10 protein-coding genes and 3 pseudogenes are annotated in these 15,818 nt (G+C 70.0%); 5 read left to right on the top strand and 8 right to left on the bottom strand.

The genetic code is table 11. From position 1 onward, the window contains the following. Positions 1-23: 23 nt before the first annotated feature. The 4 genes and pseudogenes from ABZS54_RS27355 to ABZS54_RS27340 all read right to left on the bottom strand — a co-directional run bounded on the left by ABZS54_RS27355 (position 24) and on the right by ABZS54_RS27340 (position 2,567). On the bottom strand, positions 24-308 hold the full coding sequence (locus ABZS54_RS27355; RefSeq protein ID WP_355541475.1) for a tyrosine-type recombinase/integrase: 285 nt from the start codon (positions 306-308) through the stop codon (positions 24-26). Positions 309-433: 125 nt separating this feature from the next. Continuing rightward, positions 434-535: pseudogene (locus ABZS54_RS27350) on the bottom strand (recombinase family protein); the annotation flags it as partial. 79 nt (positions 536-614) lie between these two features. Continuing rightward, positions 615-1,316, bottom strand: coding sequence for a DUF6585 family protein (locus tag ABZS54_RS27345; RefSeq protein ID WP_355541469.1), 702 nt, complete (start codon positions 1,314-1,316; stop codon positions 615-617). Between the two features lie 147 nt (positions 1,317-1,463). Then, complete coding sequence (locus ABZS54_RS27340) at positions 1,464-2,567, bottom strand: M20 family metallopeptidase (RefSeq protein WP_355541472.1); 1,104 nt, start codon at positions 2,565-2,567, stop codon at positions 1,464-1,466. 266 nt (positions 2,568-2,833) lie between these two features. Here ABZS54_RS27340 and ABZS54_RS27335 point away from each other — a divergent pair, with 266 nt between their 5' ends. Further along, the gene (locus tag ABZS54_RS27335) at positions 2,834-3,718 is read left to right on the top strand and encodes a LysR family transcriptional regulator (RefSeq protein WP_355541466.1); all 885 of its coding nucleotides are present in this window, start codon (positions 2,834-2,836) and stop codon (positions 3,716-3,718) included. 96 nt (positions 3,719-3,814) lie between these two features. Here the strand turns inward: ABZS54_RS27335 and ABZS54_RS27330 are convergent, their stop codons facing one another. From ABZS54_RS27330 to ABZS54_RS27320, 3 genes are read right to left on the bottom strand one after another with little or no spacing between them, the layout of a single operon-like run. Further along, complete coding sequence (locus ABZS54_RS27330; RefSeq protein ID WP_355541463.1) at positions 3,815-4,624, bottom strand: tyrosine-type recombinase/integrase; 810 nt, start codon at positions 4,622-4,624, stop codon at positions 3,815-3,817. 13 nt (positions 4,625-4,637) lie between these two features. Beyond that, complete coding sequence (locus tag ABZS54_RS27325) at positions 4,638-5,552, bottom strand: tyrosine-type recombinase/integrase (protein WP_355541460.1); 915 nt, start codon at positions 5,550-5,552, stop codon at positions 4,638-4,640. Then, positions 5,549-6,556 (bottom strand): site-specific integrase, encoded by a 1,008-nt coding sequence (locus tag ABZS54_RS27320; RefSeq protein ID WP_355541457.1) that lies wholly within the window; start codon positions 6,554-6,556, stop codon positions 5,549-5,551. Before ABZS54_RS27320 ends, ABZS54_RS27325 begins: the two co-directional genes overlap by 4 nt. A 26-nt stretch (positions 6,557-6,582) precedes the next feature. Here ABZS54_RS27320 and ABZS54_RS27315 point away from each other — a divergent pair. Further along, positions 6,583-6,684, top strand: a pseudogene (locus tag ABZS54_RS27315) (alkanesulfonate monooxygenase); the annotation flags it as partial. Between the two features lie 953 nt (positions 6,685-7,637). After that, positions 7,638-9,281 carry a histidine decarboxylase gene (locus tag ABZS54_RS27310; RefSeq protein WP_355541454.1) on the top strand — a complete coding sequence of 548 codons (1,644 nt, stop codon included), beginning with the start codon at positions 7,638-7,640 and terminating at the stop codon, positions 9,279-9,281. 713 nt (positions 9,282-9,994) lie between these two features. Here ABZS54_RS27310 and ABZS54_RS27305 read toward each other — a convergent pair. Continuing rightward, the gene (locus tag ABZS54_RS27305) at positions 9,995-10,156 is read right to left on the bottom strand and encodes a hypothetical protein (RefSeq protein WP_355541451.1); all 162 of its coding nucleotides are present in this window, start codon (positions 10,154-10,156) and stop codon (positions 9,995-9,997) included. Between the two features lie 128 nt (positions 10,157-10,284). Between ABZS54_RS27305 and ABZS54_RS27300 the strand changes: the two are divergent. Further along, positions 10,285-12,141 (top strand): annotated as a pseudogene (locus ABZS54_RS27300) (hypothetical protein); the annotation flags it as partial. Between the two features lie 673 nt (positions 12,142-12,814). Beyond that, positions 12,815-15,478 carry a SpoIIE family protein phosphatase gene (locus ABZS54_RS27295; RefSeq protein ID WP_355541448.1) on the top strand — a complete coding sequence of 888 codons (2,664 nt, stop codon included), beginning with the start codon at positions 12,815-12,817 and terminating at the stop codon, positions 15,476-15,478. Positions 15,479-15,818: the final 340 nt, after the last annotated feature.

The following is a 15,818-nucleotide window of genomic DNA, read 5'->3' as shown; positions in this document are numbered from 1 at the left end:
CAGGTGCGCGTCGACGTCGGGTGTCACAGGCGGTCCAGGAAGGCGAGGACCTTGTCGGTGGGCGTGTAGCGGCCCGGTCGTGCGGTGATCGGTGCGGTCAGGGCCAGGGCCTTCTCCTTGATGGTCATGTCGGCGTGGACGTAGGCGTCGGTGGAGCGGACGCCGGCGTGGCCGAGCCAGAGCGCGATGACTGTGGTGTCGACCCCGGCCTGCAGCAGTGACATGGCGCAACTGTGCCTTGTGTCCGCAGAGGCCGTGTGCGGTGAAGCGCGTGTTGCGATTGGGCAGGGCCGGAGTGAGCGCTGGATTCGCGATGCAGATTGGCCACGATCAGGCGGATGTTTCCGTCGAGCCCACCAGCCCAGTCGCGTCGGCGGCCCAATGCCTTGATCTTGTGGATCCAGAGCTGCCGGGCCGGCTCGGCCTGGTCCGGAGTCGGCTTGGGTCGGCGCCCGCCGACTCGGCCGCGGGCCCGCGCGCAGGTGAGCCCGCCGTTGGTGTTCGCCACGATCGGCTCGCGTCGGAGCTCGGCGAGTACGGACGGATGTCCACCCCGAACTCGGGTGGGCGGGACGCTCCACCGGTCCACGCACGGCCGGCCGGCAGCGTGGGCGTCACCCGCCGTGGAGGTTCGAGGCGATGGTCAGGAAGACGAGGAGGTTCGGCACGGTATTGACCTTGGTGAGCGCCCAGGGTTTGGGCTTTCCGTGCCGTCGGACGACCACGAAGCCCGCGCGGACATCGATCGTCTCGACGGCCGACCAGGGCAGCGTCCCTTTGCGTTTGGCGGTGATGCCGGTGGCGTCCAGGTCGAACGGGCCGTAACCCGCCCGCCGCCCCGCCCGGACCGCCTCCCACACCTGCTGGACCTGGGCGCGGGCGATCGCCTCGGTGATCAGGGGCGCCCAGGTCCCGAAGTCGGCGAAGAAATCCGAGACGTAGACCTTGGCGCCGTCGGGCGCCACCAGGGTGGAAGTGTGCGCGTTGCCGACAGCGGTCTGCGTGCCCTTGTAATCGATCACTTCCAGGACTGTTGACTGGTAATGGATCGCATGGTCCCAGCGGACCGCGAACAGCCGCCCGGCGCCCCTGTCCACGAGCAGACCCTGCTCGAAGAGGTGCAGACGCCGGCCGCCGAGTTTCCTCCGGAAGTTCGGGCTTTCGAGCAGGACAGCGAAGGCCATTGCGGAGATGAGGAGGGGGTACAACGCGACCCACCAGGTCACGAAGACCCACAGCAGGACGCCTCCGGTCGCCAGAAAGGCGACGCCGGCCAGGGAACCGGCGACGAACAGTCCCCGGTACTTGTCCTGCACGTCGACCTCCTTCCTCGGCAGGAAGGTGTGTTCCAATCGGCCGAAGCCCTTACGGGAAGCCAGTGCGGCAACTTCAGGGGACGAGGAACCCGGCACGCTCACAAAGGGGCCTCGGTTTCGGATCGGAGCGACCTCGTCCAGGCCGCTTCAGCCAGTCGTGTGATCAATGAGTCGAGCGAGCAGCCGGGCGCGAGGGACCATCCGCGCGACCTCGACGTACTCGGTGTCCGCGTGCGCGCCGGCGCCCACGGCGCCCAGGCCGTCCAGCGTCGGACAGCCCACCGCCGCGGTGTAGTTGCCGTCCGAGGCGCCGCCGACGGCGATCCCCCGCAGCGGTTCGTGGCCCAGCTCCGCGGCGAGCCGGGACGCGAGGGCGAACAGTTCGGCGGAGGACTCCGGTTCCATGGGCGGCCGTTGCCTGCCGCCCAGCACCTCCAGCCGGGCTCCGGGTGTCCGGGCGGTGAGCCCCCGCATGAGCTCGTCGACCCGGTCCTGCGCGGCCGGGGTCGGCACGCGCACGTCCACCGACACCCTCGCCAGCGCGGGCACCGTGTTGCGCGCACTGCCGGCCGACAGCAGGGTGGGCGTGACGGTCGCGAAGCCCAGGAGGGAGCGGGCGACACCGACGGCCCCCATCGAGTCCCCGAGGCCGGCGATGGACAGCACCTGGTGAGCGGCCTCGACCGCGGCATTGACCCCCTTCTGCGGTTCCTGACCCGCGTGCGCGGCCCGGCCGTGCACCACGACCTCGTACCGCGAAGTGCCCTTGCGTGCGGTCTTGAGCGCGCCCTCCTCGTCCGCGGCCGCCTCCAGTACGAAGGCGGCCGCGCACCCCCGCGCGGACTCCTCGATCAGCTCCCGGGAGGTCCCGGAACCGACCTCCTCGTCCCCGTTGACCAGTACGCACACCCCGTCCGGGGAGGGCAGCGAGGCCAGCGCATGGATCATCTGCACCAGGCCCGCCTTCATGTCCAGAACGCCGGGGCCGCGGGCGATCCCGTCGGCCACCGACCAGGGGTGGGTCCGCAGCGAGCCCATGGGCCACACCGTGTCGTGGTGTCCCACCAACAGCACCCGCGGGGTGCCGAAGGCCCACCGCAGATGGGTCACACCGTCGATCACGATCGTCTCCGGATCGGCCCCCAACAGCCTTGACCCGAGGGCGCCGACCACCTCGGCGCTGCGCGCCACCGCCGCGTGGTCAGCCGAGAAGGACTCGCAGAGCACGAGTTCCTCCAGATCGGCCAGCATCGCCGGCAACGCGAGCGCGGACGACCGGGTCACCGGTACGGCCCCGTCTCGATTCCCGTATACAACAGCACAGTTACCCCTCGGATCGCATGGGCCGGTGGAGCGGCGGAGCCCGTTCCCCTCCGGAGCACCGCCGCGTGGACGACGCTAGGGCGGGGCGAGGCATTCCACCAACGACCGGATTGCATGGGATCCATACGCCCGAGGAATGTGTTGAGGGAAGATGCCGCGGGACAGGACAACAGGATCCGGAAGGCGGAACGAACGTGTTCGAGATCGACGCGCTGCGGCTGCTCGTGACCGTGGCCGAAACCGGGTCGTTCACCAAAGCGGCGGTCCGGCTCAACTACACGCAGTCCGCGGTGTCCCGGCGGATCGCCACGTTGGAACACCAGGCGGGCGGACCGCTCTTCGAGCGGCTTCCTCGCGGCGTACGGCTCAATCCCGCCGGCCGTACGCTGCACCGGCACGCACTGGAGGTGCTCGACCGGCTGTCCCGGGCCCGGCGGGAACTGGCGGTGCTGCAAGCGGGGCAGGGCGGCCTGCTGCACATGGGGGCGTTCTCCACCGCCAACATCTCACTGGTGCCCACCGCCCTGCGGGCACTCCAGGACGCCCGGCCCGACGTCGAGGTCGTCGCGGTCGAGGGCCGGACCGGCACCCTGATGGAGCGCCTCGGGGACGGGGCGCTGGACCTCGCCGTCGTCAGCGACTACCCCTCCGGCCTGCCGTCGGCCGACGGGGTCACGACGAGCGTGCTGTGCGAAGACGACCTGTGCGTCGCTCTCCCGCCCGGGCACCGACTGGCCGGATCCGGGACGCTCGACCTGTCCGAACTGCGCGAGGAGGCATGGCTCCAGGACGCGTACGGCGACCGCCCGACCATGCTCGCCGACGCCTGCGCGCGGGCGGGCTTCACGCCGAGGAAGGTCATCCGGATCGCGGAGTGGACCGGGAAGTTCGGCTACGTCGCGGCCGGGCTGGGGGTGGCGCTGGTCCCCTCGCTGGCCGCGTGGGCGGTCCCCGACGAACTCGTCCTGTGCCGCCTCACCGACCCGGGCCTGCGCCGGACCGTCCATGTGGCACTGCCCGCCGCCCCGCTACCGGCGGCACTGAAACTGCGGGATCTGCTGCGCGATGCCGTCGATTGAACCGTTCTCCGAGCGATCGCCACCCGGCCGCCATCGCACTGCCGCCACCGCACTGCCGACCCCGCCACCCGCCGCGCCGCCGGCGCTCGGTTGGAGTCAATAGCCACACGGAAACCAAGCGGAGACAATGTGCCGCAGGACGTGGGGGTGGATGCTCTTGTCCAATAGGGACGGGCGGGTTTTCGCGGCGGTCTGGGTGTGAGTGGTCAGGCGTTGTGCGACGGCGTCGCGGCTGAGGCGGCGCCCGGTGCGAGTGCAGAAGAGGGGGTCGCCGCGGCGCCCGGCGCGTTCGTTCAGCCAGGCGCTGAGCAGGTTCTGGACAGGGCGGTCGAGTGGGACGGTTCGTTGCTTGCGTCCCTTTCCCTCGCAACGGACGGCAGCGCCGTCGCCCAGGGCAATGTCGTCGCAGTTCAGGCTCGTGAGTTCGGAGACGCGCAGGCCGGTCTGAACGGCCAGGGCCAGCATGGCCTTGTCCCGTCTTCCTTCCCAGCGCTTCGGATCTGGTGCTGCCAGCAGCGCGTCGACCTCCTGGCCGGTCAGGAACGTGACGGTCCTCTTGTCGTACCGCTTGGGCGGGATGTCCAGGACCCGCTGGATGAGCAGGGCGTGTTCGGGATGCTGGAGGGCGGCGTAGGAGAACAGGGAGCGGATCGCGGTCAGGCGGACGTTGCGGGTTCTGGTGTTGCCGCGCTCGTCCTCCAGGTGATTGAGGAACGCGGAGATCACGTCCGAGTTCAGGTCGTTCCAGTCCAGCTTCGCCGGAGCGGTGCCGGTCCGCTGCTGGACGAAGCCGAGCAGGAGGCGGAGCGCGTCGCGGTAGGCGGCGATGGTGCAGGGGCTGGCCTGGCGTTCGCGGGCGAGCCGGTCGGTGAAGAACGCCTGCAGGGTGAGTGCGATCAGGGTCATGAGCGGGCCGCTTTCAGGATGCCCTCGCGGCGGGCGGCGGCCAGAGCGAGCAGTTCCGGGGCCGCCGACAGGTACCAGTAGGTGCAGGCCGGTTCGCGGTGTCCATATAGGTCGACAGCGACGGGATCCTCGCCTGGACGTTGTCCTCGGCGCGATACCAGTGCAGCAGGGTTCGAACGGCGAAGGTGTGCCTCAGCTCGTGCAGTCGAGGTCTGTGCGGGGCGTCCAAACCGACTCCGGCGGTGTCGACCAGGGCCCGGAACACCGGATGGACGCAGGCATAGATCAGCCGCTTGGCGGTGAGGGAGATGAAGAACGCGGGGTTCTTGGGCCTGGGCATCAACCTTTCGCGCAGTGTGCCGTACTCGCGCAGCGCGTTCGCGGCGCTGTCCTGCAGCGGGACCAGCCGGGACTTGCCGAACTTGGACTCGCGGATGTGCAGCACGCCCTCGGTCCAGTCGATGTCGTCGCGGTCCAGTTTGATTGCCTCGCCGATGCGCAGGCCGGACGCGGCCAGCAGCCCGATCAGCGTGTGATAGGTCGCCGCCCGCAACGGTTGAGGGATCGTCTCTTTGGCTGCGGCCATGATCGCTGCGATGTCGGCATCGGAGTAGAGGAAGACCTGCCCTCGTCGCCGGTTGTAGGGCACCAGTCCCAGCGGTGGCACCTCGGTCGCCGGGTCGATCCCGCTCAGATAGCGCGCGAACCCGCGAACAGCGGTAATCCGCCGGGGACTGACCGTCGTGACCACCTCGGGCCCGCGGGTCTTCATCCAGTCCAGCGCGGCGGCCACGGTCACGGTGTGTTCGCCCCCGTTGTCCATGAAGCTCACGAAGTCCGGCAGCAGATACGCCGCTTCGGCCATCTGGTGCCCCAGCGAACGGCGAAGCCGCAGGTAGTCATCGAGCGCTTGGCGCAGGTCGGTCATGCCGCCTCCGTCCCGGGCCAGGGCTGTGCGACCGCGCGCAGCGCGATGAAGTCGACCTTCGCGTAAAGCGCGGTGGTGGCCAGGTCTTGGTGCCCGAGCACCTGCCCGATCGCGGTGAGCCCGGCGCCGTGGCGGAGCATGTCGGCGGCCAGGGCATGGCGCAGGCGGTGCGGCCCGACCTTGGGCGAGCCGGCCCGCAGGCAGGCTCGTTCCACGACGTCGCCGACCAGGTCCGCCCGGATCGGACCGTGCGGAACCTTGCAGGTCAGGAACACATGACGGGCGTTCAAGCGAGGCCTTGCGGCGGACAAGTATGCGACCAATGCCTCGCCGACGTCGGCCGGCAGCGGGAGCCGGTCCTCACGGCGTCCCTTGCCTCGGACGACGATCTCGCCGCAGCGCCAGTCGATGTCGTCCAGCAGCAGTCGGGCCACCTCGATCGAGCGCAGTCCGAGCCTGGCCACCAGCACCAGGATCGCGTAGTCGCGGACGCCGACCGTCCCTTGGCGCGGAGTATGGTCCAGCAATCGCTGCACGTCGCCGTCCGCCATCGTCGGCGGCAGGGAGGCGAAGCGCCAGCCGCCCACCGGAGGCACCGCGCCGCCGAGTTTCATCGGGATGACGCCTTGCAGGTGAAGGAAGCGCATCAGGGACCGCAGCTCGGCCACCCGTCCCTTCGCTGAGCCCGCCGAGACCCTGGCACACTCGCGCAGCAGGAGCGTGTTGACGTCGACGCCGACCATGTGGGCCGACTCGGGGCCCCCGCTTGTGTCGGAGTCCAGCGGGACGATGAAGCGGTGCTCCCCGAAGTCCAAGGCGAGGATCCGATCCGGATCCAGTTCACAGCCGTCGACGGTCTCGCCGATGTAGCAGCGCATGAGCTCCAGCGACCCCGGCTCGGGAAAGCGCCACTCGCGGCCCCCGTACACGCCCACCGGGTCACTCAAAGCCCGCAATACCGGCCCGCCGAAGTGCAACTCGACGTAGTCGCGCACGAAAGACACGGCACTGACCTCCAAGCCCATCAACAACCGGAGCCGGCGAACGCGACGAACAGGCCCGCTTCGGCGACCACCTGGCCAAAGCCGAGCGCTACGCCCGCGCGGACGAATTCCTCACCGTGCTGCGCGGCACGGCGGCTACGCCCACGCGGCACGCGCCCTCGACCCCCGCCGTCCGCTACGGCCCGATTCCCACGCGCTGAGCAGGCTCGCGTCACTGGCACCGCCCGTAGGCCGAACTCGCGGGCGTCCTCGACGCGCTGCTGCATCGATCAACGCGGCGCGCTCGGCGAGTTGCTTGGGACTTCCAGGGCCTGTACGAACTCGACACGAGCAGGGTCAGCGTCGGGTTGCCGGGAAGTACTCGACGCAGTTGGTTCGTGTCGAGAAGGATCACACGCGCAGAGTATCGATGCCCTCCGGCCACACGATCGTGTAGGACCACGCGCCCCCCGCTTCAACGGCTGGACCCGAAGATCCCCCAGCACCATCCCCCTTCGCACCAGACCTCCTCGCCGTACCTGCCACCACACGACGAACAGGCTTGCCAGGATCGGTAAAGGAGAACGTGACAGCGTCAGAGACCGCCCAAACGGAGTGATTCGGAGACTGGCAAAGCAGTCGGAAAATTCCAGCTTGAATCGATTTTCCGATCAGTTTCGGGCCGACTACGGCGTTGCGGTCGACCGCGCACCGTCGTGAGGGCGAGCCCCGAAATGGGCTGCCGATTCGAGGCCGGCCATACCGGTCGACCCGACGCGGACACCCCGGATAAGCCGTCGATTCACCCGAAATGATTAGCGGACGATAAACATCGACGATCCGGTAGTCGAGGCACCGAATTATCCATATTCTGTGGCCTGTGAGACGCCCGGCGACAAGCGGTCGAACCGCCCGATGGCCACTGTTCCCAAGGCCATGGTCGACGCACCGGCCACCCACGTTGGCGAATGCCGGGCGGCCGGGCCCCGGTAGGTAACGAACTCGCTTCGCCTCATTGACCCGAGTACTTTCCGAGACGTTTGCCGCTGTCCTGGTCGACGCCGGCTGCCGTTTCGCGGAATCGCTCAGAATCGGATATTGAATGACTATCGAACACTCCGATGTGCGGCTGACCGCACTGCCGAACAACGAGGATTACCGACTGGGCACCGACGCCTACACCGACGAGCAGCGGAACGCGGTCCTCGCCAAGCTGGAGGGGTACCTCGGCGAGCGGAGCGGGCGTCTGCTGGGCTACCAGGTCAACCTGTCCCTCGACGGTCACGCCGCCCTCGGCCGTTTCCTGGGCTACCACATCAACAACATCGGGGACCCGTTCGTCGACAGCAACTACAGCCTCCACTCCCGGTGGCTGGAGCGCGCGGTCCTGGAGCACTACGCCCGCCTGTGGCACGCCCCGTTGCCCCAGGACCCGGCCAACCCGCGGGATCAGGACGGGTGGGGCTACGTCCTGTCCATGGGCAGCACCGAGGGCAACCTCTACGCCATGTGGAACGCCCGTGACTACCTCGACGGCAACGCCCTGGTACGCGACGAGGTCTCCGGCGACGCCAGTTGCCGCACCACCTACCTGCGAGCGAGACACCCGGACGACAACCCCAACGCCTACTCCCCCGTGGCGTTCTTCTCACAGGAGACCCACTACTCCCACATCAAGGCCATGCGGGTGCTGGACATCCCGACCTTTTACGATCTGGGCGGAAGTCTCTACCCGGGCGAGTGCCCCATCGACATGGCCGGCACCGGCACGCAGACGTACAACGGCTGGCCCCTCGGCGGCGTCCCGACCACCGGCGGCGACGAGGGGCCCGGCACCGTCGATGTCGACGCCCTCGTCGCCTTCGTGGACTTCTTCGCCGCCAAGGGGCACCCCGTCCTGGTCAACTTCAACATCGGCAGCGTCTTCAAGGGCGCCTACGACGACGTCCGGGCGGCCTGCGAGCGGCTGCGCCCCGTCTTCGAGAAGCACAACCTGGTCGACCGCACCGTGCGCTTCGACCCCGACGACCCCGATCGGGTCAGTATCCGCAACGGCTACTGGATCCACGTCGACGGAGCGCTGGGCGGCGCCTACGCCCCTTATCTGGAGAAGGCCCGTGACACGGGTCTCGTCGACAGCGCGCCCCCAGTCTTCGACTTCCGGATCCCCGAGGTGTCCTCGATCGTCACCAGCGGCCACAAGTACCCCGGCGCGCCCGTCCCCACCGGGATCTACATGTCCCGCGCGGGATCCAAGCTGCGCCCGCCGTCCGACCCGGCGGTCGTCTCTTCCCCGGACAGCACCTTCGCCGGCTCCCGCAGCGGATTCGCCTCCCTGGCCATGTGGAACCACCTCGCCCAGTTCAGCGAGGAGCAGCAGGTACGGCAGGCCGCGGAGGTTCTGCGGATCGCCGAGTACACGGCCGATCGCCTCAGGCTGCTGAGCTCGCAGTTGCAGGAGCGCGGTGAGCCCTGGGCCGAGGACGGCATCGAGGTCGGCCACGGCGACCACGCGCTCAGCGTCTGGTTCCAGCAGCCCCGGGCCGAGATCACGCAGAAGTACTCCCTGGCCTGCGTCCCGCTCAACCTCGGCGGCCGCCGCCACGACTACAGCCACGTCTACGTCATGCCGCACGTCACCCAGGAACTCATCGACGAGCTCCTCGACGACCTCTCCCGTCCCGGAGCCTTCGACCGCTCCGACGACCCGGACGCCGAACGGCCGCGGCTGCCAAAGCAGCGCTGACGACGGATATTCCAGGTCCCTCGTCTGCCCGACGGCCGCCCGCACGCCCCGTGCGGGCGGTCGTCGGGTCCGCCCACGGTCGCGAGCGGACGGGCCGCAACGGAGCGGGTGATCCAGGCAACGGGCATCCCCGGACAGGTGAACGGGCCTGGTTGCCGCTCCTGGCTGCCGTGCTACCCGCCCAAGGGAACATCCACGCCGGCCGGGGAACTGCCGGCCAGGTACGGTCGCGCCAACTGTCGAGGGTTGTCGACAGCCGACCGAGAGGGCCGGCATGACCACCGCGTGCGTCATCCACACGAACGGAGTCGTCGACAGGGAAGTGACCAACGTGACGGCGCCACCGGGCGGCGTTTCTTCCTCAGCCAGTTCGCCGTCGGCCACGTCGTGTCGATCCCTGTCACGTCCACGATCATGCACTGTGCGGGGCCCGGCCTGCCGGGCCTCTTCCGGTACCGGGAGCAATTCGGGCACCGAGCAGAAGATCTCGTCGTGCGTGGTCCGTACGGGCCCGGACAAGGCGATCCTGGACCAAGACGCCGGGCGAGTGACCATCCAGGGCACGGTCCTTCCGCTCTCCAGTCGAGCCGACACCGGCGCACGACCACCTCGTGCCCGCGCCGATGCAGAGGTTCGCGGTCTCAACGTCGAAGCCTTGGACGACCACCCTCCGCCGCCGACGTGCTCTTCGCGATGCTCCGCGACGGCACCTTCTACGAGTCTCGGGTCGCCACGTCGGGCCGGTCCTCGTCACGCTCACCACAAACAGCGCAGTCGTATTCGTCGATCGAGTCGATCACGACCGGGTGACCACAGAAGACGCACGGACGCATGCCCTCGTCACTCGACTCCCGCACGGGCGCTCCATCACTCATGGCAACCAGAGTGCCGGCTGAGCTCGCACCCAACACCGACCCGACCACTTTGACCAACGCACAGGGGCACGCCCGCCGGGAGACCCGGGCCCGGAGCCCGGGTCTCCCGGTACGCCTGCGGCAAGACCCGGGTCGCCGCCGCAACCGCCACAACCCTCGCCGCGCACGACCGCGTCCTGGTCCTGGTACCCACCCTCGACCTCCTCGTCCAGACCGTCCGGGCCTGGCAGCGGGCCGGGCGCGTGGGCGGGACGCAACTGGCGGTGTGCTCCCTCGGCGGCGACGTGGCGTTGAGCGGCGCCGGGGTGCGAGCGACCACCAGCGCCCCGCAACTGGCCCTGTGGGCCGGGGCCGACGGGCCGCTGACCGTGTACGCCACCTACCAGTCGCTGGGCACCATCCTCGACGCCCACACGGGCGTGTACGGGCTGCGCTTGAAGCCGTGGCGGCTCGTGTGTGGCGACGAGGGACACCGCACCAGCGGATCGCTCGCGAAGGTGGGAGCCGTCCACGACGACCGACGCCTTCCGGCCCAGGGGCGGTTGTACCTGACCGCGACCCCGCGCGTGTGGGAACCGCCCGCCAACAGCACCTACGGCGAAGGCACCGGCGAGGGCGAAGCCGAACGGCCCCCGATCCTCGCCGACGACGACGCGTGGGACAACCCGGACGCGGCGGCCCCGGGTGGGATCGACAACCTTGCCGAGGACGAAGTCGGCCGGAACGACGAAGGTGACGAGGACGACGAGGGCGGCGCCGGGCCGCCTCGGGTGCGCGGTGGACGTCCGGTCCACTCGCCGCTGCCGGTCCACGCGGTTCCGTCCAGGGAGAACGAGGAAATCTTCGGCCCCACCGTCCACCGGCTGGAACTCGCGGCCGGGGTGCGCCTGGGCTCGCAAGGCCTCGGATCGTGGTGGTCGACGTCGCCGACCCCACCGTCCAGAACCTGGCCGCGACCGGCGGCCTCGACCTCAACCGAGGCCCGGGCCGACACACACTGGAAGAGGTCGAGGAGTACCGGGCCGCGCCTGGCCGCCCTGCAGACCGCCGTGCTGCGGGTCGCCGCCGACCAGGATCTGAACACGGTCATCGCCTACCACGCGCGGACCGCCGAGGCCCAGGCGTGCGCGGAGAGCCTGCCCGACGTCGCCAAGCGACTCCACGAGACGAACCCGCAGCGGTACCCGGCGGCGGTGTGGGCGGAGTGGCTGTGCGGGGAACACGAGAGCGAGCATCGGCGGCGGGTGCTGGGCGACTTCGCCGCGCACACCGACCGCGAACCCGCCCCACTCTTCGAGGTCCCCGACCGGGGCGGGGTGGTGAGGCGGCGGGCGGTGCTCTCGAACGTCCGCGTCCTCGCCGAAGGCGTCGACCTGCGAGCCGACGCGGTCGCCTTCATGGACCCCAAACTCAGCGTGATCGAAATCGTCCAGGCCATCGGCCGCGTCCTGCGCCAGGAACCCCACGAAGGCCGCACCGCGACGATCATCGTGCCCATCCTCCTCGCCGCCGGCGAACAACCCGACGACATGCTCGTCTCCGACTCCTACCACTTCCTCGTCCGCGTCCTCCACGCCCTGGCCGCCCACGACAGCCGCGTCCTGGACATGCTCGCCACACCCGCACCCAGCGGCAGCCACGTCCGGCTCACGGCATCGACGGACACCGACGCCGACGACGACGAGGCCTCGAAGGCCATGGACAGCGAAGGCGAGCAGATCGAAGAGGACTCCGAGGGCGGCGGGGGCGAGGAATCTGAGGACGTCGAAGAGCGGTTCCTCGTGAGGTTCATGACCGAGCGCGATCCCGCCCTCCTCACCGACTTCATCAAACTGCGCGTCATCGACCCCGAACGCCGGGACTGGCGCCGCGGCTACCTCGCCGCCCGACGATGGCACACCACCCACGGCGACCTGAACGTCCCGCTGGAGGCCATCGACTACGACGCCGAGACCGGAACCAGCCACCCCGTCGGGCAATGGATCAGCGAACAACGCCGTCCACGGGCATCTGGCCGCGCCCAAGAACGCCGCCGTCAACAACTACCCCGTCGGACAATTTCTCGCCAACTGCCGCCGCCCCCTCGAATCCCGCAAGAACCCCGACCGCTGGGCCGAACGCTGGGAGCGGCTCGCCGCGATCGACCCCGACTGCAACCCCACCGGACGCGACGACCCGGCCCGGCGGTGGTCCCTGGACTGGCAACGCATACTCACGGCGGTACGACTGCACACCGAGAGCGGCGGAAGCCTCGACGAGCTCGTGCCCGGACACACCGTCGGCGGCGAGGACGTGGGGGCTTGGCTGGCCCGACACCGGCGCACACCCACACCGCTGCGTCGTCGACGACCGACGGTAGCGGGCGGCCCATCGGGCGGCGGTGGTCACCGAGACCTGGAAGCGTTCCGCGGCCCGTCGCAGGGGCCCGCCGAGGATTGCGGGGCTGGGGCGGTGTGCGCTTTGGACAGCCAATGTACGAAATGCTAAACATGTCACATTATGGGGCGTTTTCATCGACCGTCCACGTCGCGGCCACGTCGCTTCCCCCGGTGGCGTCCGCGGCCGTTGGACAAGGCGGGCCGCGATCCGGCTCCGCCCGGCCCTCCAGCTCCGACCCGACGACGATTCCTGCCGGGCTCGCGCAGCGTCGCGGGCCAGATGTTCCTGCTCCAGCTCGCGGTGGTCCTGCTGCTCGTCATCGCGGTTGTGGCCGCGCTGGTGCTACAGGCCCGCCGCGATGTCGAGCGGGACGCACGCCAACGGAGCCTGGACGTCGCCGAGGCATTGGCGTACGCCCCGGGAATGGTCCCCGCGTTGCAGAGCCCCGACCCCTCGGCGGTGCTGCAACCGATGGCCGAACGGATCCGCAAGGCGACGGGCGTCGACTTGATCACGATTCTCAGTCCGACCGCGGTCCGCTTGGCCACGCCCTACCCGGAGCTCCTCGGTCAGCGAACCGACGACGACATGCCACGATTCTTCGCCGAAGGCACGGTGACCTTCAGATACCCCACGGACCAGGGCGATGCCGTCATCTCGGCGGTCTCGGTGTACGGACCCGACGGCGCCCCGCTCGGCCTTGTGGGGGCGGGGATCACCGTGGCGAGCGTGAACGACACCGTGTACCGCCAGTGGACGCTGCTGCTCGGCGGCGCCGTCGGCGCACTGGCCGTCACCGCGATCGGGGCCGCGGTGATCAGCCGCCGCCTGCGCCGGCAGACGCGCGGGCTGCAGCCCGCCGACATCACCCGCATGTACGAGCACCACGACGCGGTCCTGCACGCCGTACGCGAAGGCGTGCTCATCACCGGCGCCGACGGTCGCGTACTGCTCGCCAACGACGAAGCGCGGCATCTGCTCGACCTGCCCGAAGACGTCGAAGGCCGCGGCGCCGCAGAACTCGGATTGGACCCGGCGCTGACCGAGCTGCTCGTGTCCGGGCGGGCCGCCACGGACGAGGTGCACCCGGCAGGCGATCGGCTGCTCGCGGTGAACAGCCGCCCGACGGCCCCGTACGGTCCGGCCGGCTGCGCGGTGACCCTGCGGGACTCCACCGAGCTCCAGGCGCTGGCCGGTCGCGTGGAGGAGACCCGGCAGCGGCTGAACCTGCTGTACGAGGCGAGCGTGCGGATCGGCACCACGCTGGACATCCTGCACACCGCCGAGGAGCTCGCCGAGGTCGGTGTACCCCGGTTCGCCGACATCGTCACCGTGGACCTCCTCGACCCGGTCCTGAGCGGCGCCGAGCCTCCCGGCCGTGCCGCCCGCATGCGGCGCGCGGCGACCCGGTGGGCCGACCCGGATCGGCCGCCGCCGCTTTATCCGACCGGCGTTCCGATCGACTTCGGGCCCACGACGCCGATGGGAGCCGCACTCGCGGCCCTGCGACCGGTCCTGGAACCGGACCTGGCCGCCGCCGAGGGTTGGGTCGCGCAGGACCCGGAACGCGCGGAACGCGTGCTTGCCTACGGCCTCCGCTCGCTGATCTCCGTGCCGCTGCGGGCTCGCGGCGTGGTGCTGGGCATGGCAACGTACTGGCGCTGCAACTCGTCCGAGCCGTTCGACGCCGAGGACGTCTCCTTCGCCGAACAGCTCACCGCCCGGGCGGCGGTGTCCATCGACAACGCCCGTCGCTACACCCGCGAACACGCCATGGCGGTGACGCTCCAACGGAGCCTGCTGCCCGGCGGACTGCCCGAACTGGACGCGGTGGACGCGGCATACCGTTACCTGCCCGCGCAGGCGGGTGTCGGCGGCGACTGGTTCGATGTCATCCCGCTGCCGGGTGCGCGGGTCGCGCTGGTCGTGGGCGACGTGGTCGGGCACGGACTGCACGCGGCCGCGACGATGGGACGGCTGCGCACCGCCGTTCACAATTTCTCCGCGCTCGACGTGCCTCCCGACGAAATGCTCGGCCACCTCGACGACTTGGTGGCCCGCATCGACCGCGAATCGGACGACCCGGACGAAACTCGGCAGATCACCGGCGCCACGTGCCTGTACGCCGTGTACGACCCGGTGTCCGGCCGCGCCACGGTGGCCCGCGCGGGGCATCCGGGTCCGGCGCTGGTCACACCGGGCGGCGAGGTGTCCTTCCCGGACGTGCCCGCGTCGCTGCCATTGGGCCTCAACGGCAGCCTGCCGATCGACTGCGTCGACATGGTCCTGCCCGAAGGGTCGCGCCTGGTGCTGTACACCGACGGCCTCATCGAGGACCGCCGGCGCGATCTCGACACCGGCCTGCGGATGCTGGGGACGGCCCTCGCCTCCAGCGGCGCCGACGCCACACCCGAACAGACCTGCGACACGGTCATGGGAGCGATGCTCAGCGGACGTCCCAGCGACGACATCGCGCTGCTGGTGGCCCGCACGCGGCTGTTCGACCCGGCGCGGGTCGCGACGTGGGACGTCCCGTCCGATCCGGCGGCCGTGGCGGGCGTCCGGGCGGCGTGCGCCCGCCAACTCGACGCGTGGGGCTTGGGGGACATCGAGTTCACCGCCGAACTCGTCCTCAGCGAGCTGGTCACCAACGCCATTCGCTACGGCACCCAGCCGATCCGGGTCCGGCTTCTTCGCACCCGCATCCTCATCTGCGAGATCTCCGACGGGAGCAGCACTTCCCCGCACCTGCGGCGTGCGGCCACCACGGACGAGGGCGGCCGAGGTCTTTTCCTCGTGGCGAAGTTCGCCGAACGCTGGGGCACCAGATACAACCCGCACGGCAAGGTCATCTGGGCCGAACTGCCACTGGACCGGGGCCCGGAGCCACTGGGCGACGTCCTCACGGACGCCCTCCTGGACCAATGGGACGACATCGCCTGAGCCCGCGCCCGCGCAACAACCGACGCGCCACGACGCGCCAACTCGATGTCGCGGCTGCCGACGGCCCCACCGATCTCGGTCCAACGTCTGCGGGCCGCATCACCGGCGTCATCAACCAGCGCTTTCGCGCTCCCTCGCCGCCCCGAAGCCCACCACGACCTCGAATCACGCCGCATCGCCGGCTCCTCGGTCTTGATCGTCTGGCGTCCGTAGGAGGACAGACGCCACCTCGACGGCCAGGATCCCAGCCCCCGATGACCGCGCCGTCGTGCGGGCGGGCCCCGCTCCAGCGAGCCGCGCACCGCCTCGGCGACCAGCTCCCGCCGGGTCCAAGTCCTGA

Source organism: Embleya sp. NPDC005575 (assembly GCF_040605455.1).
GTDB lineage: Bacteria > Actinomycetota > Actinomycetes > Streptomycetales > Streptomycetaceae > Embleya.
Note: the sequence above shows the minus strand (reverse complement) of the source record. Positions and strands in the feature narration are given on the sequence as shown.